Origin of the sequence: Gallaecimonas kandeliae (genome assembly GCF_030450055.1) — a bacterium.
Taxonomy (GTDB): domain Bacteria; phylum Pseudomonadota; class Gammaproteobacteria; order Enterobacterales; family Gallaecimonadaceae; genus Gallaecimonas; species Gallaecimonas kandeliae.
Map to the genome: position 1 here is coordinate 2,460,956 of NZ_CP118480.1, position 21,559 is coordinate 2,482,514.

At 56.8% G+C, this 21,559-nt stretch carries 16 protein-coding genes; 5 read left to right on the forward strand and 11 right to left on the reverse strand.

From position 1 onward, the window contains the following. Positions 1–30: 30 nt before the first annotated feature. From PVT67_RS12250 to PVT67_RS12295, 10 genes are all read right to left on the reverse strand, one after another. Positions 31–2,658, reverse strand: a complete 2,628-nt coding sequence (locus PVT67_RS12250) for a TonB-dependent receptor plug domain-containing protein (RefSeq protein WP_301493900.1) — start codon at positions 2,656–2,658, stop codon at positions 31–33. A 540-nt stretch (positions 2,659–3,198) separates the two neighbouring features. Continuing rightward, positions 3,199–4,458 (reverse strand): tetratricopeptide repeat protein, encoded by a 1,260-nt coding sequence (locus PVT67_RS12255; protein WP_301493901.1) that lies wholly within the window; start codon positions 4,456–4,458, stop codon positions 3,199–3,201. A gap of 5 nt (positions 4,459–4,463) precedes the next feature. Further along, a complete protein-coding gene (locus PVT67_RS12260) occupies positions 4,464–5,102 on the reverse strand; it encodes an energy transducer TonB (RefSeq protein ID WP_301493902.1) in 639 nt (212 codons plus the stop codon). 2 nt (positions 5,103–5,104) lie between these two features. After that, entirely contained in the window at positions 5,105–5,509 is a 405-nt protein-coding gene (locus tag PVT67_RS12265; protein WP_301493903.1) for an ExbD/TolR family protein, read from the reverse strand. A gap of 12 nt (positions 5,510–5,521) precedes the next feature. Further along, positions 5,522–6,049, reverse strand: a complete 528-nt coding sequence (locus PVT67_RS12270; protein ID WP_336407739.1) for a MotA/TolQ/ExbB proton channel family protein — start codon at positions 6,047–6,049, stop codon at positions 5,522–5,524. After that, positions 6,049–7,407: a MotA/TolQ/ExbB proton channel family protein gene (locus PVT67_RS12275; protein WP_301493904.1), complete on the reverse strand. Its 1,359-nt coding sequence runs from the start codon at positions 7,405–7,407 to the stop codon at positions 6,049–6,051. The genes PVT67_RS12270 and PVT67_RS12275 overlap by 1 nt, the downstream gene beginning before the upstream one ends. Continuing rightward, entirely contained in the window at positions 7,404–8,186 is a 783-nt protein-coding gene (locus PVT67_RS12280; protein WP_301493905.1) for a DUF3450 domain-containing protein, read from the reverse strand. Before PVT67_RS12280 ends, PVT67_RS12275 begins: the two co-directional genes overlap by 4 nt. A gap of 174 nt (positions 8,187–8,360) precedes the next feature. Then, entirely contained in the window at positions 8,361–9,011 is a 651-nt protein-coding gene (locus PVT67_RS12285) for a TIGR02466 family protein (protein WP_301493906.1), read from the reverse strand. Positions 9,012–9,070: 59 nt separating this feature from the next. Then, positions 9,071–11,821 carry a TonB-dependent receptor gene (locus tag PVT67_RS12290; RefSeq protein WP_301493907.1) on the reverse strand — a complete coding sequence of 917 codons (2,751 nt, stop codon included), beginning with the start codon at positions 11,819–11,821 and terminating at the stop codon, positions 9,071–9,073. 510 nt (positions 11,822–12,331) lie between these two features. Further along, the gene (locus tag PVT67_RS12295; protein WP_301493908.1) at positions 12,332–15,163 is read right to left on the reverse strand and encodes a TonB-dependent receptor domain-containing protein; all 2,832 of its coding nucleotides are present in this window, start codon (positions 15,161–15,163) and stop codon (positions 12,332–12,334) included. Between the two features lie 178 nt (positions 15,164–15,341). Here PVT67_RS12295 and dinG point away from each other — a divergent pair, with 178 nt between their 5' ends. From dinG to PVT67_RS12320, 5 genes are read left to right on the forward strand one after another with little or no spacing between them, the layout of a single operon-like run. Then, positions 15,342–17,330 (forward strand): ATP-dependent DNA helicase DinG, encoded by a 1,989-nt coding sequence (dinG, locus tag PVT67_RS12300; protein ID WP_301493909.1) that lies wholly within the window; start codon positions 15,342–15,344, stop codon positions 17,328–17,330. A 52-nt stretch (positions 17,331–17,382) separates the two neighbouring features. Then, a complete protein-coding gene (locus PVT67_RS12305; protein ID WP_301493910.1) occupies positions 17,383–18,153 on the forward strand; it encodes a TSUP family transporter in 771 nt (256 codons plus the stop codon). Further along, positions 18,150–18,725 (forward strand): primosomal replication protein PriC, encoded by a 576-nt coding sequence (gene priC / locus PVT67_RS12310; RefSeq protein ID WP_301493911.1) that lies wholly within the window; start codon positions 18,150–18,152, stop codon positions 18,723–18,725. Before PVT67_RS12305 ends, priC begins: the two co-directional genes overlap by 4 nt. Further along, complete coding sequence (locus PVT67_RS12315; RefSeq protein ID WP_301493912.1) at positions 18,725–19,276, forward strand: DUF2057 family protein; 552 nt, start codon at positions 18,725–18,727, stop codon at positions 19,274–19,276. The genes priC and PVT67_RS12315 overlap by 1 nt, the downstream gene beginning before the upstream one ends. Beyond that, on the forward strand, positions 19,276–20,175 hold the full coding sequence (locus PVT67_RS12320; protein WP_301493913.1) for a histone deacetylase family protein: 900 nt from the start codon (positions 19,276–19,278) through the stop codon (positions 20,173–20,175). Before PVT67_RS12315 ends, PVT67_RS12320 begins: the two co-directional genes overlap by 1 nt. 262 nt (positions 20,176–20,437) lie before the next feature. On the opposite strand, the gene PVT67_RS12325 is transcribed toward PVT67_RS12320, so the two are convergent. Beyond that, entirely contained in the window at positions 20,438–21,520 is a 1,083-nt protein-coding gene (locus PVT67_RS12325) for a tryptophan 2,3-dioxygenase family protein (protein WP_301493914.1), read from the reverse strand. Positions 21,521–21,559 lie beyond the last annotated feature (39 nt).

Below are 21,559 nucleotides of genomic sequence, written 5' to 3' on the forward strand. Positions count from 1 at the left end.
CCTGAGGCCGCCTTTTCAATCTCCAATCGCTTAGATGCGCCAGCTCAGCTTGGCGTAAGCGTAGGTACCCAGAACGTCGTAGACTTCCGGTACTGTGTTGGCGTTGGAGTAGTGCGGCACGAACTCCGGATCTTGGTCGAACAGGTTGTCCACACCCAAGGTCACGGTAGCCTTGTCGTTGAAGTGATAGCTTGCAGAGACGTCGTGGTAGAACACAGCGTCGGTCTTGAAGCTCTGCAGCTCCAGATCCTTCATGCCGTCGATGAAACGGACACGCCAGGAGGCATCCCACTTGTCGCCGCTCAGCTTCAGGCTGGCGTTGTGCTTCCACTTGGCATAGGCGCCGTTGTCACCGCTGATGGTACCGGCGTACTCGCGGCCATCCTGCTTGAAGGAATCCAGGTAGCTGGTATCCCAGGTGACAGTCCAGCCCAGGCCCAGGGCGTCGAAGGCATAGCGCATGTTCAGGTCGACACCCTTGCTCTTCTGCTCACCGACGTTGGTCAACGGACGAACCATGTGGTTGATCTTGTTGGACAGAGAGCTACGGCTCAGCTCCAACAGGTCACAGGCCGCAGTCTCACCGGCATAGCAACGGTCCAGATACTGCTGGCCATCGATGCGGACAATGGCGTCGGTAACCTTGATCTCGTAGTAGTCGAGGGTGGCGGAGAAGCCGTTGATGAAGCTCGGGCTCCAGACGGCACCCAGGGTCAGGGTGTCGGCCTGCTCGGGCTTCAGCTCTTTGTCGGACAGCCAGGTGTTCTCGATCTGGTTATCGAACTCGTAAGTGGTATCACCGATCTCGGCGTTACACTTCTGATACAGAGTGGTGCTGGGATCTTTGGAACCGTAGCCAGAGCAAGGATCGTCCAGGTAGTCGAAGCTACCGACGTTACCGCCGTACAGTTCGGAAACTGTGGGGGCGCGGAAGGCGGTAGAACGCACGCCACGCAGCATCAGGTCGTCGTTCAGGCGCCAGGTCAGACCCAGTTTCCAGGTGCTGTCATTGCCGAAGGTGGAGTAGTCGAAGTAGCGGATGGCCGCTTCAACAGACAGATCCTTGGCCAGGAAGACGTCGGACAGCAGCGGCACGGCGAATTCGGCGTAAACCTGGGTGGTGTCGTAGCTGCCAGAAGTGGGATCCTGCTGGGACTGGGCGCTGTCACCGGCGACGGTCACGGCGTCAGGCTGGAACCAACCGGATTCACGACGGTACTCGGCACCGGCGGCGAAGCCCAGCATACCGGCAGGCAGCTCGAACAGGTCACCGGAGATGTTACCGGCAACGACGTTCATCTCGTTACCACCGGTAGAGGTATCGGTGTAGTTGACGTAGTCCAGCAGGTCCTGGCTCAGCTGGCCTTCGGGTACGAGCCAGTTACCGCAGGGTACACCGTTCTCTCCGCAGATGTCGGGATTGGTGGTTTCCGCCAGTTTGCGGGTGTTCTGCAGGTTGTGAACCTTGCTGACAGAGTCATTACGACCCCAGGTGTAGGACAGGTCCCAATCCAGGCCGTTATGGATGTCCAGGGAGCCCTGAGCGCCCAGCACGAAACGGGTGGTGTCCACTGTCTGCTCGTAGCCACGGGGGCCGGCATCGGTCATTCGACGAGCGTACTCGACCTTCTGACCGTCGAAGGGGGTGCTCGGATCGTTTACGGTGATCTCCACGCCGCTGACGGGGGAAGGTGCCAGTTGCTGGCTGGACATACGCTTGGTATGGAAGAACTCGGTAAACAGCTGGGTATCGTCGGTCAGCTCGTAATGGCCGCTACCGAAGAGAGAAGCGCGCTTCTGGGGGGTGTACAGGTATTGGAAGGGTACGTAGTTGTACCTGCTTGTGGCTTCCACCCATTGCTGGCTGCCCTGGTCGAATTCGTAATCTTTGCCGCCGAAGCTAACGAGACCACCGGGGATGACGGCACTGCCGCTGCCACAGGCACCTTCGGCATTTTTCTTGCGAACGCAGGAAGACCAGTCGCGCTCGCTCTGCTTGGCCAGGCCGCGGTCCAGGTAGCTGGCGCCGATCACGATGTTGCCGCGGTCGAAGCTACCACCCATCAGCATGCTGATCTCGGCGGTGTTGGCGTCGCCCTCTTTGGTGCCGCCGTAGCTGGCATCCATCTGCAGGCCTTCGAAGTCCTTCTTGGTGATGATGTTGATAACACCGGCGACGGCGTCAGAACCGTAGACGGCGGAGGCGCCGTCCTTCAGCACTTCGATGCGTTCGATCATGGCGACGGGGATGGAGCTCAGGTCGACGGAGGCGTCGGCACCGGAACCGGAGTTCACCATGCGGCGGCCGTTGACCAGCACCAGGGTACGGGCTTCGCCCATGCCGCGCAGGTTGACGCGGGAAACACCTTCACCACCGTTATTGGTGGAGGAACCGGTAGGAGCGCCGGCGCTGAAGGTGCTTTGGGACAGCACGTCGGCTACTGAGGTGTAGCTGCCGGCGGCCAGGTCCTTGGCGGAAATAACGGAAACCGGGCTAGCGGTTTCCATGTCGGTACGCTTGATGCGAGAGCCGGTGACTTCGATGCGCTCCAGATCGGAACCGTCATCGGCAGCAAGAACAGGCATGGTGACCGCAGCGGAAGCACTGGCGAACAGTGCCCAGCTGACAGCTTTGGAAGTAATGGTTTTTGACATCATGACATCGTTCCCTTTGGCGATATTTTGTTCGCATTAGGATTTGTGGTTGTTTTCTTGGTTTTAAAAAACCGCATTGATACTTAAACAGCGCCACATTAATGTCAACGCAACAACGGGATGCAAAAAAGTTAAAAACGTTAACCAAAGGTCACCGCTACAACAATAAAATATCTCCGCTTTGATGAAAAATGGGTGACGACAGAAAAACATCCTTTTTAGGCAATGGCTTAGCAAAAAATAGCGTCTATCGATAAAGTTTCAACCGACATTAAAAAACTTATGTCTCAGGCGCGTTTATGAGATCAACATCACAAAAAACCGGCCAAATCACTGCATCACAAACAAAATAAAAACAAGCACGCAACTTTTGAAAAATAAAAAAAACCCTCCAGCATCAACTAAATAAAATATCACTAAAGGAAAAACGCAAGCCACGTGAATAAAGCGGCAATAGATAGTTTTTTGTTATTTAGTAAAGACAACTGAAGCGAAAGGAAAGGTTATTGAGAGGAATTAAAAAAGCCCCCGAAGGGGCTTTTATCAGAACTGAACACCTTTACGTGTTGCTTCATCCTTGACGTAGGATTCCCAGCTGGTAGCCGTCTTCTTGGTATCATCGAAGCCCTTCGCCAGGCGAAGCTGCTTGATGGCACCTTTGTAGTCGTGCTTGAAGAAGTAAGCCTGTGCCAAGGCCAGGTAAGCCCTGCCAGGTTGAGACAGGTTGCCTGCATCGATGGCCTTGTTCAGGGCCACAATGGCTTTCTCATACTTCTCCTGCTCCAGCAGCAGGTTACCCTGCTTCAGGAAGTGCTTACCGTCCTTACCAGCCTCACCGGCACGACCATAGTATTCAATGGCCTTGTCCAACTCCTTGGCGTTGTGCCAAGTGTTGGCCAGTATCGCAAGAGAGCTCTCGTCTTCCGGAATAAGACCGGCTTTCATGAACTTCTCTTGGATGATAGCGGACTTGTAAGGAATGTCCTGGCTAGCATACAGCTGGGCAAGAACCTTGCCTTCGTTTTCCTTGGTCAGGAAACCTTGCTTGTAAGCCAGTGCATAGGTAGCGAGCGCCTTATCTGAGTCGTTGACCAGCATGTAGGTCTGACCCAGTTGCAGCCACCACTGCTTCTCCTTGGGATCCAGCTTCACCAGCTCTTCCAGAACCGGAACCATCTGCTTGTACATCTTACGGTCAAAGAAGGCCGCCAGTTTCAGCACATAGGGGTTCTTGTTCGGTTTTTTGTAGAGCTTGATGGCCTTGTCTGCAAAGGGCACTACCTTATCCAGCTCTTTCATCTGGTAGTAGGCCTGAGCCATCATGGTGAAAACGTCTGCACTTTCCTTACCGGAAAAGTCCATCCACTTCTGCAGGTAGGTCAAGGACTCACGCCATTTCTCACGCTGCTGAAGCATCTGGCCGACCTGGCGCAATACGCCTTCCTGCTCAGTCTGGTTCAGAGCGCCAGAGTCTGCAGCACGTTTGAGGTACTGCAGGGACTGGTCCCACTTTTCTTGGTAATAGTAAATGGTACCGATGAAGCGATCGACGTAGGCCTTGTCGTAACCGTCGTGGGGCGACATGTCCTGCAGGATCTTCAAGGCACCGGCATAATCCTCTTTGCTGAAGAGGTCATAGGCCTTGGTGACGGGACGCCCGGCGGACTCGGACAGAGCCTGAGTCTTACGCTTCGGAACCTCCTTTACCTGCACCACATTGTCATCTGCCAGCGCGGACTGCGGCAGGGTGACTGCGCCGGCCAGTGCCAGCACAGCCAGTAAAGAAGAAGCGAGCTTTTTCATCTTCATTACTTTTTACCCTCCAGTTTGAAGTCCAGCTGGACTGTCAGACCAGGTTGTTTAACAGGCTTGCCGTCAACGATCTTCGGCTTGTACTTCCACTTGGCCAGCGCACGCTTGGCTTCGCGGTCGAAGATACGCTTGGGTTCGGCGTCGATGACTTCGATGTCCTCAACACCGCCGACTTCGTTGATGGTGAAGCTCAGTTTTACCCAACCTTCACGACCGTCACGGGCCGCTTCCACAGGATACTTGGGATCCATACGGAAGATGGGGGTTGCTTCGCCATCACCACCCACGGGACCACCGATAGAGGGTGCACCACCGATAGCAGGGCCACCTCCACGGGAGGAGAAGTCCAACTTGGGCAGATTCAGATTCTCCATAGGCGTTTGCGCCTTGGGAGTATCATCTGGAATCGCCTTCATGGGCTTTGGCGGCTCCTTCGGCGGCGGCGGCTTCTTGGGCAACTCCCGCGTCTTGTTCTGGGGAGGCGTTTCCTGTTTGTCCATGGAGATGTCGATAACAGGGGCGTCAGCGCTAGGGTTGAAGCGCTTGGCACCGCCGGAAATCAAGTAGGCCATGAACCAAATCAGGGCAAACGTGACCACAATCCCCAGCAATATACTTGCTATGGATCTAGCCATAATTAACTCCCAGGTGTTGCAGCCACGGAGATCTTGTCGATACCCGCTGCCTTGACTTGGTCCATAACCTGGACGACAACACCATGCTTGGTATCTTTATCGGCCTGGATCACGACGCTGGATTCGGGTTGCTCAGCCAACATACGTTCTACGTTGGCACGAACACGCTCGACATCCACGACGCGTTTTTCCATGTGGACTTCGCCATTGGCGGAAACACCAATAAAGATATTGGCAGACTTCTTCTTGGTAGCCGTAGCCGCCGTCGGGCGGTTTACGTCAATACCAGACTCTTTGACAAAAGAGGTGGTTACGATGAAGAAGATCAGCATGATGAACACGATGTCGAGCATCGGAGTCATGTCAATGCTGGCTTCTTCCTCTTGCCGTACACGTTTACGTGCCATAGCGACTCTCTCTTAGTGATGCGGCATGCTATCGACAAGGCGATGGCTTGCAACTTTAACCTTGGCCTCAAGACGGGAGCTGAAGAACACCCCGGACAAGGCCGCGACCATGCCCGCCATGGTGGGGACAGTGGCCATGGAAATGCCGGATGCCATCAGTCGGGGGTTACCCGTACCCGTATTCGCCATGATCTCAAACACGTGCACCATACCGGTTACCGTGCCCAAGAGCCCCATCAGCGGGCAAACCGCCACCAGGGTCTTGATGAGTTGCATGCGCGCGTTCAACTGTTCATTGGCTTGGGAGATCCATGCCTCACGGATTCTATGCGCGTACCAGGATGTGGTGTCCTCCCGAGCGTCCCATTTACCCACAACCTCTTTTGCCAGTTTAGGAAAAGCGGATGTGACGTACATGTAACGTTCGATCATCAGAACCCACATGATGCACAATACGAGGGCCAGCCAGTAGAGGACTATGCCCCCCGTATTCATAAAATCCCTGACAGATTCCCAAAGCTCTATCAGGAAGAGCATCATTACTTAGACTCCTTCTCCGCGTGTTCCGCGATAAGACCGGTGGCCTGCTCCTCGATGAGGTGGATCAGGGACTGGCTACGGGAGTACACGATGGAGTGCAGGAAGATCAGCGGCAGAGCAGCAACCAGACCCAGTACGGTGGTTACCAGAGCGGTAGAGATACCGCCGGCCATGATCTTCGGATCACCGGTACCGAACAGGGTGATGGATTGGAAGGTCGCGATCATACCGGTAACGGTCCCCAGCAGACCCAGCAGCGGGGCTACGGCAGCCAGTACCTTGATGATGGCAACGCCACGCTCGATGCGGGGAGTTTCCTTCAGGATGGCTTCGTCCAGTTTCAGCTCCAGGGTTTCAACGTCAACGTTACGGTTGTTTTCGTAAACCTTGAGGATGCGACCCAGGGGGTTGTTGTCGCTGGGAGTGTCGGACTTGAGCTGTTTGCGAATAGCAGCGCTGATGCCGCCCAGAACGAACAGACGCTCCAGAACGATCAGCAGGCCCAGACCCAGTACGCCGGTGATGATGTAACCGACGGTACCACCTTGATTGTAACGCTCAAGCAGAGTCACTTTCTGCGTCATCAGGGTCAGGATGGTGCCACGAGAGGGGTCGACGAAGAGGGCAGAGTAGCCAGACTTGTTCTTGGCATAATCGGCAACAGAGTCGGTAATGTAAGACTCAGGCTGACGAGACAGCTCGCTGATACCACCGGCCTCGGCGTTGTAGACCAAGAACTCTTTGTCGTTCATCAGGTTGAAGGTACCCACGCGGGTCACTTCCATCTGCTTCTTCTCACCGGAAGTGGTGGTTACGGTAGCAGGGAACTTGACGACTTCACCAGAAGCGGTCATTTCCTTTTGCAGGGCGAACCACAGGTCTTCCAGCTGGGGCATCTCAGGCAGTTCTTTGCTCTGAGCCAGTTCGCTCATTTCCTTATCACGGCCAGGGTACTGGGCAGAGATAATGGAAGTTTGGAAGCGGGAGTTGGCATCGCCAGCGACCTGACGAACCACACCGAACATTTCACCCATGTTGCCTACGGCCAGGGTCAGCTTCTCTTCCAGCTCAGCCAGAGTCTTCTCGTTGTCAGAAAACTGGGCTTCCAGCTTCTTGCCACGAGCCTGTTCGTCGGCCAGATCACGCTTGGCCTTGCTCAGCAGGGCCTGCTTGTCGGCGCGCTCGGACAGGAACTCCTGCTCACGCTCTTTGTTGATCTTGCCATCAGAGAGGCGATCTTTTTGAACCTGTTGCAGCAGTTGCTCCAGGGTCTTGGCCTGGGGAGCAGCTGCCATTACCGGCTGGGCAGCCAGCATAAGACCCGCAGCCAGGGCCACGCTCTTCAGTACGGTTTTCATTCGGCAGACTCCGGCGCTTCGATGGGCAGTTTCATGAGGTTCGGGGCAGCTTGGCCACGAGCCAGTTTAACCGCTTCACGGATAGAGGTGATGTATTCGTCACCCACCTTCTCCCAGGCTTTGGTTTCTTTGTTCCAGAACCAGGCATTCTTCTGGTCCAGGGACATAGCCAGGAAGGCCACACGGCCAACGTGAACGAAGTCTACAGAGAGTTGCTTGCCGTCAACCGGCAGTACGCCCTGGTAGGCGGAGCTCTTGGAACCGTATTCCACTTCGATCTGGTAGGCCTCAAGGATGCGGCGGTACTTCTCGGAGGTGGAGACAGCAGAGTCTTCCATCATGTCCTTGAGCTTCTGAACGCGCTGGGTACGCTCTTCCTTCTCGAAAGGAATATCCAGGGCGACGAATTTCTCAAGGGTATCGATCATCTTGTACATCAGCGGCACGACGCCTTGCTGCGTCTTGGTGATGTTGTTGATCTGCTTGTTATAACGACCCATTTCGGCCTGCTGACTCTCAATCAGCTTGGCGATGTGGTCATTGTAGATTTTCAGGTTGTCGTTCTCGGCAACGGTGGAGCGGTACTCACCGATGAGATCACGAGTCTGATCTGAAAGCTTGTCTATCTTGGCCTGTGAGGCCGCGGCGGCGTCATTGATATTTTTCTCAACGTCTTGAGAAGAGACAAGAGGATCGGCCGCAAAAGCGGCGCTACCGGCGAACATAAAGGCACCGGCAAGGGCCGCAGCGAGTGTGCTTCTCTTGCTTAGTCTGGACATAGTTCCCAACCAACGTCTTATCGTTATAGATCCCTACTCACCTAAGGGCGGTAGGAGTTCGGAGGATTGCACGCCAGGCACAGTGCGCCCGGGGTACACCAGCACTGGATAATTCCAGATAAGTAACAGGGTGTCAACACGGCCCAAGCCCGCTCCCCAGTAAGGAAGCGGGCTTCACGACGTCAGCCGACACCAGGAATTAAACGCAATTGTGATCCGCTTCCCATTCCCAAAAAATGGCGTGACCTCATGATTCAAGTATGAGGGGAAGAGCACCAGGGTTCCAGGCGAGGTAGGCAAGTTAATGGATCCCGTATTGAAAGGTGCCTGCAGACCGCTGTTACCAGGGTCCAAGAACATGTTCGCACCCGGCTTGGTGTCGAGGAAGCGCAGCACACCATTGTCCTTTCGACCTTCATCAGGCTGGCCATCATCGACAAAATAGACACCGGACCAGGAAGACATCGGATGAGTGTGAGCAGAGATATATCCGCCCGATTCTGTGATGTGGAACCAAGCTTCGTTCTGGATCACCAGCTTGGCCATGGTGGCATCATCATAGCCGTTCAAGGTTTTTATGAGCGTCGCTAAGGCCTTCATGCAGATGTTACGAAGTGTCTTGATAGCAGGCTGCTCCCAGCCAAACAGATCCAACTCGCTCTCGAAAATGCCTACCTGGATAGTCTGGGTTGGGACTGGGTTGCGGTACTTGTGCGGGTCTTGTTCCGCCTCAAGGATAACCGCCTTCAGTTCCTCATTCAGCGCTTGAGCATTGTCTACCTGATGCAAACAAAGTGGCGAAGCAAAAATGGGGGTAATTTTCATCGCGTTTTCCTTCAATAAAAAAAGGCTGCAGAGCAGCCTTTTTTATTGCCTTCAGAGGCTTAGAACTTGGCGCTTACGCGGAAGTACACGAAGCGATCCAGGTTGGCCCTGTAGGTGGTGACGTCGAAGTTGTTGGAGGACAGCTCGTCATCCTCAGACTCCGGAGTCGGCTTCTTGTTGAAGATGTTGTCAACGCCCAGAGTGAACTGGAGGTTGTAATCTTGCCAGAAGTAGCCAGCCTGTACGTCATGATAAACCACGGCAGCCGGGTTGCTCAGGTAGAAATCGTCTTCAGCATAGGGCTGGTCGATAGTCATGGCGCTGATGTAGCGGGTTTCCCAGCTGGCAGACCAGGCATCGTAGTTCCAGTCAATAGACAGGTTGGCCTTGACGCGGGGGAAGCCACCCTCGGCAGTGTCACCAAACTCCATGCCAGCACGTTTGATCTTCTTGCTGCCACCCTGCGGGTCAACCACGGTATCAGTGAAGTCATCTACATAGTTGCCGTCCAAGGCAATCTTGAAGTCACCGAAGCCAGTGCCGAAGCGGTAGGCAGCGGTGAAATCGTAGCCCTTGGCACGGGTCTTACCGGCGTTCTGCAAGCCGTCCTGCAGGTCGGTTACGTCGCCGGTAGTGGCGTCGCGGGTGACCAGATTACAGAGAGTAGTGCCGGTATCGGCACAGGTGTTGAGGATAAGCTGAGTCGACAGACGGGTGATGGTGTCCTTCACCTCGATGTCGTAATAATCGACAGTGACGTCGAACCCATCCAGCCAGCTGGGGTTGTACACGGCGCCCACAGTGAAGGAGTCGGAAGTTTCCGGCTTCAGGTCGGGGTTGGCGACGCGCACGGCACGGATCTGGGAGTTAGCCTGATGATAGGTTGTAGGAACACCGGCACAGCCAGGCTTACCAGCACCACCGTCATTACAGGGGTCGTTCAGGGTATCGAAAGAGTCTGTCTGGCCCTGATACAGGTTAGAGATGGACGGTGCACGGAAGCCTTGGGCCTTGGTGGCGCGCAGCAACAGGTCATCCATCGGACGGTATTCGATACCCACCTTGGTGGTGGTCTTGGAACCGAAGGTGCTGTGGTCAGAATAACGAGCGGCCAGTGACAGGTTCAAGCTATCGATGACAGGTACGGAGAATTCCGCGTAAGCTTCTTTGATGTTGAAACCACCGGCGGTAGCACTACGCTGGCTACCAGAAGAGGAACCGTTTTGAGTCAGCGGCTCGGGAGTGTCGTAACCAAACTCATCACGGCGCTCTATGCCGAAAGCGCCTTGGACATAGCCGGCAGGCAATTCGAACAGATCGCCAGTCACGTTGGCGGTCCAGTCGCGCAGGGTCTGACCAGAGTTATCAACACCTGTATAGGTGATGTAGTCGACCATATCCTGGGTGATGGAACCGACGCCGCCGAACAGGTTCAGGGGCACACAGCCGGCAGTGGCGTTGCACTTGTCAACAGGGCCCAGGGCCGTTTTGATGGCGTCGAAGTTCAGCAGGCCAGTGGTGGTATCGGTGGAGGTGGACTTACCGTAGATGTAGTTCACATCCCAAGTCCATGAGGTATCACCGAAAGAGCCGCTCAGGCCGGTGGACCAACGGTAGGTGTTGACGTCCTGACGGAAGACACGGTTACCCGCTTCGATCATACGGCGCTGGATACGCACGTTGCCAGTGTAAACATCACCCGGGTTGTTAGCACCATCGGCCCACAGCGTGGTGCCCCAGATGTTGTAGGGGTTAGAGGCATCGACGTTGACGGAGCCAGGGATGATACCGAACTGAGAACCGATGGTCAGCGGCATGGCGGCCAAAAACTGGCTGGACTGACGATTGGTGAACAAGAAGTCGGTGTTCAGGCGGACACTGTCGGTGATGTCGTAGTTGCCCAGGGCGTAGACACTCTTACGATCCTGCGGGGTCTGCAGATAGTTGGCAGGGGCGTAGTTGTAGTAGTCGTCGCCAGTGAAGGCCCTGAAGTCGCTTGATTGCTTGCCATCTTCACCTGTAGTCAGGGTGGCAACATGCGGCATGTTGGAGCCAGGAATGGCGTCAAAGTTGGTGAAACGGCCCTGAGGGGTAGTGGAGCTGTAGCCGTACTTGGAGATATCACGGTCACCAGCCCAGGTCGGATCCTGAGTCACGTAGGAAGCAGCGATCAGCATGTTGCCTTTTTCGCCGTTGGAACCCACGGTGAAATCGTAGGAGCGAGTAGTGCCGTCCTTCTTGGTCAGGTTGCGGCCCCAGTAGGCAGTAGCCTCGGCACCGTCGAAATCATTCTTGGTGATGATGTTTACAACACCGGCGATAGCATCGGAACCGTAAACGGCAGAAGCACCGTCTTTCAGGACTTCAATACGTTTAACGGCAGCCAGCGGGATGGTGTTCAAATCAACAGAAGCATCGACACCACCACCACCGATACCGTTGATCATACGGCGGCCGTTCAGCAGGACCAGTACACGCTGAGAGCCCAGGTTGCGCAAGTCGATGTTGGTGGCACCGGTACCGCCGTTGTTCACGGAGGTGTTAAGAGCAGAACCTGCACCCGGCAATTCTTGAAGCAGATCGCCCAGGCTCTGAATACCGGTTTTCTGGATAGCAACCTGGTCGATAACAGTTACCGGAGAAGCGCCCTCGATATCGGTGCGCTTGATGCGAGAACCGGTAACTTCGATACGTTCAACAGACTGATCACCATCCGCAGCGTAGGTGGGGATGGCGGTAATAGCAGCGGTGGTTGCACCAGCAAGCATTGCCCAGCGAACAGAGTTCGCCAACTTACTATTGCGATACATAGTTTTCTCCCTGGACCATTTTCATGGCTTCTTGTTTCGTACTTGCAATGTCTTGCAAGTCATTGTTATTGGGTCTAGCCCAACCGTCGACCAACTATAAACATACGAAACGATGACAGTCAACACCACGTTCACAACACTAACAACACCAGCAGAACCGCGCCATTACTGCGCAACCGTAGCGTCAACTCAGGTAACAAGGGCCATGTTTTGTATCAACAAACAGTGTCGTTGATTACTACCCAGCCCCGGTCGCGGGGCTCAGGGTGCCGACAACCTAGGGCTGGAGACTAGGCTCTGCCAGTACAGAGCAGTCACTTGCTCGCAGCTATATTTGCAGAACTTATGGGACATTAATGAAGGGTTACATACGAGGACAGCTGAGGCTACTTCTGTAATGGTGGCGGGTGCGTAAAGCCTTCAACGAGTAAGAGGGCAAGAAAGTTCCGCATCAAGACCCTTTAAATAAAAAAGGCTACCCGAAGGTAGCCTCTCATTCAGCGCACCGGTTTAGAACTTGAAGTTCACACCAGCGAAGAAGTAACGGCCCGTTACGTCATAGGCCTCAGGGGCAGTGTTAATACCGGTAGAACCATAGTTCGAACTTTGGTTAAGGACAGGCGGCTTCTTGTCGAAGACGTTCCTGATACCTACGTTGAACATAGTCTTGTCGCTCAAAGCGTAGGTGGCGTTGAGGTCGTGATACCAGACAGCTTTGATACTGTTGTACTTGACCAGTGGGTTGCCATCGGTGAAGTTGAGGTTGCTACCGTCATTAGAGTCAACTACATGACTCCAATAGCGCATCCGCCATGCCACAGAAAAATCATCGAAGCTGTAAGACAGATTCAGGTTGGCCCTGTTCCTGGGATACAATACTTCACCTGTGTAGTCGGTTGTTTCGCCACCACCGATGGGGGTCTGCTTGTATTCAAACAGGTGGTTCCACTTCAGCTCGGCTTTGAAAGCACCAGGCCCCATGTCAGCGGTATAAGTCGCCTCAACATCCAGACCGCGGGTTTTGATGTTGTTTTCGTTACCGGTGCCGGTATTGACCTCGGTCAATACACCGTTAGAGTCGCGAATGGCGTTGCCGTTACAGTTTTGTGAGAAATCGGTCGAGGTGAAACAGCGAGTCAGAACCACGTTGCGAGAGGTGGTACTGATAGCATCGTCGACCTTGATGTCATAATAATCTGTGGTCATGGACAGGCCGTCCATCACCTGCCAGATAAAACCACCACTCCAGGTCTTGGCTGTTTCTTCCTTAACGTCAGGGTTACCACCTTGATAACCACCGGTACTCTGCACTTCAGCCTGAGTCAGGTTAAATGCACCTTCAGCAGCAATCCTGGCAGCAACAGCGGGAATGGACCGACAATTATCGGCAACAATACCCGTAGTCGTCGCGGTAATACCGTTACAGGGGTCCACGACAGTGGCGAAGTTCTCCCCTCTGCCGGCATAGAGATCCGAAATATTGGGAGTCCGGATCGCTCTAGCGGCTGATGCACGCAGCTTGAAATTGTCTACCGGCGAATACTCGACCCCAGCGTTCCAGGTGGTCTGGCCGCCAACTATGCTGTGATCGCTATAGCGTGCAGCAAGATCCAATTCCAGTTTCTCGATAACCGGCAGCACGAATTCCAAATAGTAGTCGTTGGTGTGGATAGAACCGTCAGTAGGCTCCGCAGCATTGGTGGATGAAGCACCTGTTTGAGCCAACTCGCCTGGATTGAAACTGCCTTTTTCCAATCGGTGTTCAATACCAGCCGCCATAGACATGGCACCGCCAGGCAGTTCCAAGGGCAGTTCCCCGGTAATACCTGTAGCTACCACGAATTGTTCGGCAGCACCGTTGGCTTTGGAAGGCACCCTAATATAATCCACTGCTGCTTGGGAAACGGTGCCAGCACCGAAGAAATTGAGCGGTACACAGCCTTGCAGGCGAGCCAGCTCATTGCGACAAACCAAGTTGCCACTGCCATCGTCGATGACATCCATGGCCGTTGCCGCCCTTTCGACGTTGATCTGGCCGCCATCGAACTGGTCTTGCTTGGTGCGTCCCCAGGTCAGATAGCTGTCCCATTCCCAGTTATCATCAATGCTGTAGTTGACCCCTGTAGCCACCCTGACAGTGTCTCGTGTTACATCGGTGGACCTGGGCCCAAATTCCACCATTCGGCGAACAAAGGCGCTGACTTGATTGAGGTTGGTAATACCGGCAGCCACCAGTTGCTGGCGAAGTGCATCAGGGACCAAGGGTGAGTTGACATCCATGCCACCGGTGCCATTTCTGTCCTTCAGCCAGACGTTGTTAATGATGTCCAGCGGTGTCGGTTCTATGGTGGAGTTGATTGTCTTCGAAGAGTTCCAGTTTAACTCCGTCCAAAGCTTGGTATTGTCGGTCACGTTCTGGTAGATACCTGCTGCTGCATATTTCCGCTCAATGGGGATAACCAACTGGCGATAATCAGCCCTATTAAAGCCGCCGGAATAGGGGGTCCCATCGGCGTTGACAGTGTGGCTTTTACCTCCCGAGTCTTTATAGCTGATCCGTCCCTGAGGTGGATAAGAGGAGAAGAGGTTGTCAACCACCTCATTACCGTTGTCATCCAGGAATATTGCCTGGTCATATTTTGAAAAGTTACGGTCAGAGGACTTCAAGCCATTATCTTTGTCGTAGCCGACAGACACCCAAGCGTTACCACTGGACCAGTTGCCGCCTGTAGTGATATTAACGGTGTTTTGCTCGCGATCGCTGTGGTCAGAAATTCCCGTCTGCAGGTCAACCTCAACGCCCTCAAAGTCCTTGCGGGTGATGATGTTGACTACGCCAGCCACGGCATCTGAGCCGTAGATGGCTGATGATGCGCTTTTCAATATTTCAATGCGCTCAATAAGCGCCGTCGGGATAGCGTTCAAGTCCACCGCATAGCCGGTAGATGGATCGACACCGGAAACGAAACGGCGTCCGTTAACCAGAACCAAGGTTCTTTCCTGGCCAAGGTTTCTCAAGGCGGTGGTATTAAGGCCGACAGTGGTGGTGGAGAAAGTACTGTTGGACTGATCCGATGCGGCGATGGCTACCGGTGACTGTTTCAATATATCGCCGACGTTGATGGCACCTGTTTGCTTAATGTCCTGGCGGGTAATAACGGTCACAGGTACCGGTGTTTCAAGATCAGTCCTCTTGATACGGGACCCCGTCACCTCAATACGCTCGACATTTCCTTTATCTTCCTCATCAGCTGCATAAGCAGCCGATGTCGCTATTGTTGATGAAAGACCTACAAAGAAAATGCCACTGACAGCTTTGGCAATGCGGTTTTTGCGATACATGGTGTTGCTCCCTGCTACGGTTTTCTCTAATTAAGCTCACGGCAAAACTACAGCCATATTTCTGAAGCAAATTAACAGTAGTTCAAATCCGAAATTTTTCCTCATTTCAAAATGTTACCACTTGCAATTCGCTGGGCGCTTTCTACACTGTCGCCCTCCCCATCAGCCACTGAATGCCGTGCTTTCCGAGAAAATAAAGAATGAAATCAAACACTTTTACCGACAGCTCGGCGAGCAGTCAGCACAGTTCCGCCCCCGCAAGGGCCAGCAGTTGCTGGTTGCAGAAGTGGCAAAAACGCTGGGAGGCGACTACCACCGCCAGCAGCGATTGTTAATGGCGGAAGCCGGTACCGGGGTGGGGAAATCCCTTGGTTACCTCTTGGGGGCCCTGCCGGTGGCCCGGCATCATAAGCGGAAGGTCGTAGTGGCGACGGCCACTGTGGCCCTACAGGAACAGCTGATAAAGAAGGACATCCATCAACTGGTCAGGGCCGGCCTCAAGGTCGAAGCCCGGCTGCTGAAGGGACGGCAGCGCTACTGCTGCCTCCACAAGTTGAAAGCGGCGGCAAGCGAGGCGGACCTCTTCGGCCAGGCCAGCTTTTATCAAAAGCTCCTAGATACCTACCTGAAAGGAAAATGGGACGGTGACAGGGACAGCTGGCCCCAGGCCATAGCACCGGAGCGCTGGCACGGCATCGAAAGTGACCGCCTTGGCTGCAGTGGCAAGCACCATATCCAATGCCCCTACTGGCAGGTGCGGGACAAGGCCGAGCAGGTGGATCTTTGGGTGGTGAACCACCATGTACTGCTCAGCGACCTTGCTCAAGGCGGTGGCACATTGCTGCCGGCGCCAGACGACTGTTTCTACATCATCGACGAAGCCCACCACCTGGCCGAAAGCGCCCGCACCTTCATGGAAGAGCACAGCCGCCTGCTTGCCGACAAGGAATGGCTGACCAAGCTGCCCGGTTGGCTGGACGAGCTGCAGGGCCTGATGAAAAGGGACGGCCTGGTAGGCCCTGCCATGGCAGCCCAGGAGCTGGCATTGGAACTGGCCGGGGGCCAGCAGGGGGTCTACCAATGGCTGGGCCGCCAACCTTTCGCCCAAGAGGCCAACTACCGCTTTCCCGAGGGCAAACTGCCGGATTGGCTGAAAAATGTCGCCGAAGACCAACACGCCGCCGCCCAGAAGCTCAACGGCAAGCTGCAGCAACTGCTGAGCCAGCTGGACGGCGATATCGCTCCCAAACTGCTGCCGCTGCAAGAGCACCTGCTGACGGCCATGGAAGGGGCCGAGCGGTTGCAAAAGCTTTGGGGGGCCTTGGCAGCGGAGCAGACAGTGCCCTGGGCCAAATGGCTGGAGCGCAGCGACAAAGACATTACCCTCAGCGCCGCCCCTATAGAAGTGGCATCCCAGCTCAGGCACAAGCTCTGGGAGCCTTGCGCCGGTGCCGTGCTGGTGTCCGCCACCCTGCGCAGCCACCAGGGTTTTACCCATGCCGCTCGCGAGCTGGGGCTGAACCATTTCGAAGGCTGCCAATACAGGGCGCTGCCCTCCCCCTTCGACTACCCGGCCCAGGCCAGGCTCGTCATCCCGAAGATGCAGGCCGAGCCCGCCGATCCCCATTTCACCGACGAATTGGCCAGGGTGTTGCCAGACTGGTTGCCGGCCGACCAGGCGTCCCTGGTGCTCTTTGCCAGCTACTGGCAGATGGAAGCAGTGCTGGAGAAAGTGGCCAAGCGCCTGCCCCACCCGCCCCTGGTGCAAGGCAGGGAAAACCGCCAGGCCATGCTGGAGGCCCATGCGCTGCGGGTCAAGAACGGCCAAGGCTCCATCCTCTTCGGCACAGGGGCGCTGGCAGAAGGTCTGGACCTCAAAGGGGAGCTGCTCACCAACCTCATCATCACCAAGCTGCCCTTCGCCGTGCCCGACGATCCGGTCAGCCAGGCCCAGGCCGAATACATCGAAAAGAAGGGCGGCAACGCCTTCAGCACCCTGGCCCTGCCCCAAGTCGCCCGGCGGCTGGTACAGGCCGCCGGGCGCCTGCTGCGCTCCGAGTCGGACTATGGCAGGATAGTGCTCCTCGACAGGCGCCTGGTCAGCCGCCGTTATGGCCGCCAGCTGCTGGACGCCCTGCCCCCCTTCACCCGGGAGATCCATAAGTGACCCAAGCCTTGACGCTCCCCCGCCAGCGCGGCCATGCAGGAGCGCCCAACAGGTGACCGACCTGGTACTGCAACCCGATGTGTGGATCTGGCTGCCCCTGGTGGCCTTTGCCGCCGGCTTTATCGACGCCATCGCCGGTGGCGGTGGCCTGCTAACGGTGCCGGCGCTGTTGACGGCCGGCCTGCCGCCCCACCTGGCCCTGGGCACCAACAAGTTGGCGGCCACTTTCGGCTCCTCCACCGCCTCCTGGACCTTTTTCAAGAAGCGCCTCTTCGACCCGCAGCTTTGGAAGACAGCGGCTATCGGCACCTTGTTGGGGGCCCTGTTTGGCGCCCTGACGGTAGACTGGCTCAAGGCCGCCTGGCTGGAAAAAGCCCTGCCTATCGCCATCTTCGGCGCCGCCCTTTACACATTGCTGATGCCCAAGGTCGAAGCCGGCCGCCGCCATCAGCCCCAGGGCAGCAGGCTCAAGCTCAAGCAGGGGATCCAGGGCTTCACTCTCGGCACCTACGACGGCGTTTTCGGCCCTGGCACGGGCGCTTTCTGGACCGTTTCCACATTGGCCATCTTCAAGCTGGACATACTCCACGCCAGCGGCGTGGCCAGGACCATGAACTTCCTGTCCAACTTCACCTCCTTGCTGACCTTCGCCATCCTCGGCCATATCCACTGGGGCCTTGGCCTGGCCATGGGCTCGGCATTGATGGTAGGCGCTTACCTCGGCGCCCATTCGGCCATCCGCTTCGGTGGCCGTTTCATCAGGCCCATCTTCATCAGCGTCGTGCTGATCATGGCTGCCAAGCTGGCCTGGGAGGCATGGTGAACAGCGAACAAGCACTGCTGCGCTTGAAAACGGCCCTGGCCCGGCTGCTGGTCGATGCCCAACAGGCCGACGCCGACCGGGCCCGCGCCGGCCAGCTCGCCAAGCACCAGGCCAAGGCGCTGTTCCCGGCCGGCCTTTTCCGCAGCAAAGGCCGCGCCCTGGTGCCCTATGTCGAGGAAATGCAGCAGGCGCTGGATGCGCTGGAGCGAGAAAGCGACGCCATCAGCCCCAGAGCCCTGGAAGCCCGCCTCGAACATCTGGGGGACCAGGCCACGGCCCTGGCCCGCGCCATCCAGCAATACAAGGTGGCGGACAACCTTGGCCGGGACAAGGCGCCTATCCTCAAGGCGGTGGTGGGGCGCTACAGGCCCCTTTATGAGAAGCTCAGCCAATACCGGGAGTTCGAGCAACGCCTGGAGCTGCGCATCCGCGATTTAAAAAATGACAGCTTCATGACAATGCAACATCAGGCTGAAATACTGCGCCAGTACCAACGCCTGGGGCGCTGCCGCCAGGCCATTACCGAACTGGAAGAACGTCTTGCGGCACTCGAAGCCGCCTGGAGGCACTAATGCGTTTACTCCCCCTGCTCAGCCTGTCCCTCGTTACCTTGTCCCTGCACGCCGCCGAACTGAAGCTGGCCGAGCCCGTCTACGTCCACCAGTTGGACGGCCAGGAAGTGAAAAACTTCCTTTGGCAGAAGACCGACAAACTGAACCTGGCACCAGGCAAGCACCAGCTCAAGGTCAGCTACTCCAAGATCTTTGACGACGGCTTCGAGTCCTACACCAAGGTCAATACGGACGAGCGCTGGATCAGCATCCAGGTGCCGGCCGAAGGCAGCTATCTGCTGACCACGCCGCCCCTTGACGATCTTGAGGCCGCCCAGGCTTTTGCCGAAAAGCCCCAGTTCATCCTAAAAAGCGCCGCCGGCGACAGCCAGGCTGCCAAGGCATTGGCCGCTCCCGTGGCCGCCAAGCCGCAGCCCCGCCCCCAGGGTGAGATGACCCAGCAGCTCAGCGCCACCGACCAGAACATGGCCGAGCAGCAGCTTCACTACTGGTACCAGCAGGCCGACGACGCCACCAAGGCCCGCTTCAAGGCGTGGCTGAAAGAGCACTGATGCTGCCACTGGTCTACCACCCCAGTTACAGCTTTCCCCTGCCGGCCAACCACCGTTTCCCGGTCGGCAAATACGAACGGCTGAAAGCGGCCCTGGAGCGGGATCTGGCCAAGGTCCCGCACCGCTACTTCGCCGCCGAGCCCGACCCCCAATACCCCCTGCGCTGGCACTGCCCTGACTATGCCAGCGCCTTCCTGGCCCAGCGCCTGGAGCCAAGCATGGCACGCCGAATCGGCTTTCCCATGAGCGACAGGCTTATCGAGCGCACCTTGGCGGCCAACAAGGGCACCCTGCTTGCTGCCGAGCTGGCCCTGGAGCAGGGCCTGGCGCTGCACCTCTCCGGCGGCTATCACCACGCCCATTACGCCAAGGGTGGCGGCTTCTGCATCTTCAACGATCTGGCCATGGCCGCCCAGACACTGGTGGCCGGCGGCAAGGTGAAAAGGGTGCTTGTCTTCGACTGCGACGTGCACCAGGGGGACGGCACCGCCACCATGCTGGCCGGCCACCCCGACTGCATCAGCGTCTCTGTCCATGCCGAGCGCAACTACCCGGCCCGCAAGCCCGACTCGGACCTGGATGTCGCCTTGCCCGAAGGCCTGACCGACGGCCCCTACCTCGCCGCCGTCGAGGAGGCGCTGAGCCTTGCCCTTCGCTATTACCAGCCGGATCTGGTGCTCTATGACGCCGGCGTCGACATCCATGCCGCCGACGAGCTGGGCCACTTCCAGGTCAGCAGCGCCGGTGTGCTGGCGCGGGACAAGCTGGTGCTGGGCCGCTGCCTGATGGATGACATCCCCGTCGCCGCCGTCATCGGCGGCGGCTACCAGAAGAACCTCGACGCCGTCGTCACTCTGCACCGGTTGTTGTTCCAGGCCGCCGCCGAATTGAGGCCCTGAAGCCGGCCCAAAAGAAAAGGCGATGCTGAGGCATCGCCTTTTTTGTCTCTTGGCGGCTTCAGCCCAGGCTGAAACCCACCTTCTTCTTGATCGCCTCTGGCAACGCCAGCAGGGCGTGCTTGGGCAGGTGGGTAGGAGCTGGAGAAGGCGCTACGCCATCTCAGCCGAGGCTGAAACCCACCTTCTTCTTGATGGCCTCTGGCAGCGCCGGCAGGGCGTGCTTGGGCAGGTGGGTAGGAGTTGGAGAAGGCGCTACGCCATCTCAGCCGAGGCTGAAACCCACCTTCTTCTTGATCGCTTCTGGCAGCGCCGGCAGGGCGTGCTTGGGCAAAAGGTAAGTGGAGATGGCGTAGAGATCCTTGAAGAGGCGGTTGGCCTCGGTGTTGCGGCGCAGGTAGTCGGAGCCGCTGGAGCCGCCGGTGCCGATCTTCGAGCCCAGCATCCTTTGGACCATCAGCACATGGCGATAGCGCCAGGCCGTGAACAGTTCGTCAATCTCCATCAGCGTGGTGAGCAGCTGGAAAGGCAGGTGGAAGAGCGGCTCGTCCCGGTAGAGGTTGATGAAGAGGGCCGACATCAGCGCCCTGTGGCTGAGGCTGAGCTGGCCTTCTTCGCGCATCTGCTTGTAATGGGCCTCGTCGAAGAGGGCGGCAAAGCGGGCACGGGTGCCGTCCAGCTCTTCGAGCTGCACCTTGAGGTCGTCGCCGTCGAAGGTGTTGCGGATGATGGCCTCATCGGAGTCCAGCATGGCCTGGGAGGCCTTGCGGTAGTGCTCCCAGAAGGCGAAACCGTCGAACTCCAGCAGCGGCAACCGGGCCAGCCAGCGGTCGAGCTGGCAGGTGAGGGTTTCCTGCTGCTCCAGATCCAGCAAGTACTGGCGATCTTCGTCCTTGAGACGGGCATAGAAGAACTGGCGGTCGGCCTCGGTGCGTTGGTCACGGCGCAGGCCAAGGCGGATCTCCAGCTCCTTGAACTGCACCGACTGGAAGCCGGAAGCCGGCACCAGGTAGTCGCGAAATTCCAGGAAGTCCTGGGGCGACATGGTCTCCAGCACGGTGATCTGTTCGTTGACGAGGCGCTGTATGGCCGTGAAGCGCTTGAGGCGGTGCACTGTGGTGGCCAGAGCGCTGTCGTCCAGCGTCTCGCCTTCGAAGAGGCTCATCACCGAACGCAGTTCGTGGAGCATCTGCTTGAACCAGAGCTCATAGGCTTGGTGGGTCACGATGAACAGCATCTCGTCATGGGCCGGGTTGCCATGGCGTTCGCTTTCCATGGCCTGGGCGTCCAGGAGCTTGTCCAGTTGCAGGTAGTCGCTGTAATAGCAGGCTTGGGTGTTCTTGCGCATAACCTTTCTATGCCTGTGGCTGTTGTCGGGTGAAGGCTA

Coding starts and splice junctions, on each gene's coding strand:
- PVT67_RS12265 (WP_301493903.1), bottom strand. CDS start 5,509: ATGGCACGTAAACGTGTACGGCAAGAGGAAGAAGCCAGCATTGACATG.
- PVT67_RS12320 (WP_301493913.1), top strand. CDS start 19,276: ATGCTGCCACTGGTCTACCACCCCAGTTACAGCTTTCCCCTGCCGGCC.
- PVT67_RS12270 (WP_336407739.1), bottom strand. CDS start 6,049: ATGATGCTCTTCCTGATAGAGCTTTGGGAATCTGTCAGGGATTTTATG.
- PVT67_RS12285 (WP_301493906.1), bottom strand. CDS start 9,011: ATGAAAATTACCCCCATTTTTGCTTCGCCACTTTGTTTGCATCAGGTA.
- PVT67_RS12295 (WP_301493908.1), bottom strand. CDS start 15,163: ATGTATCGCAAAAACCGCATTGCCAAAGCTGTCAGTGGCATTTTCTTT.
- PVT67_RS12325 (WP_301493914.1), bottom strand. CDS start 21,520: ATGCGCAAGAACACCCAAGCCTGCTATTACAGCGACTACCTGCAACTG.
- PVT67_RS12250 (WP_301493900.1), bottom strand. CDS start 2,658: ATGATGTCAAAAACCATTACTTCCAAAGCTGTCAGCTGGGCACTGTTC.
- PVT67_RS12280 (WP_301493905.1), bottom strand. CDS start 8,186: ATGTCCAGACTAAGCAAGAGAAGCACACTCGCTGCGGCCCTTGCCGGT.
- PVT67_RS12315 (WP_301493912.1), top strand. CDS start 18,725: ATGCGTTTACTCCCCCTGCTCAGCCTGTCCCTCGTTACCTTGTCCCTG.
- PVT67_RS12260 (WP_301493902.1), bottom strand. CDS start 5,102: ATGGCTAGATCCATAGCAAGTATATTGCTGGGGATTGTGGTCACGTTT.
- PVT67_RS12290 (WP_301493907.1), bottom strand. CDS start 11,821: ATGTATCGCAATAGTAAGTTGGCGAACTCTGTTCGCTGGGCAATGCTT.
- PVT67_RS12275 (WP_301493904.1), bottom strand. CDS start 7,407: ATGAAAACCGTACTGAAGAGCGTGGCCCTGGCTGCGGGTCTTATGCTG.
- PVT67_RS12255 (WP_301493901.1), bottom strand. CDS start 4,458: ATGAAAAAGCTCGCTTCTTCTTTACTGGCTGTGCTGGCACTGGCCGGC.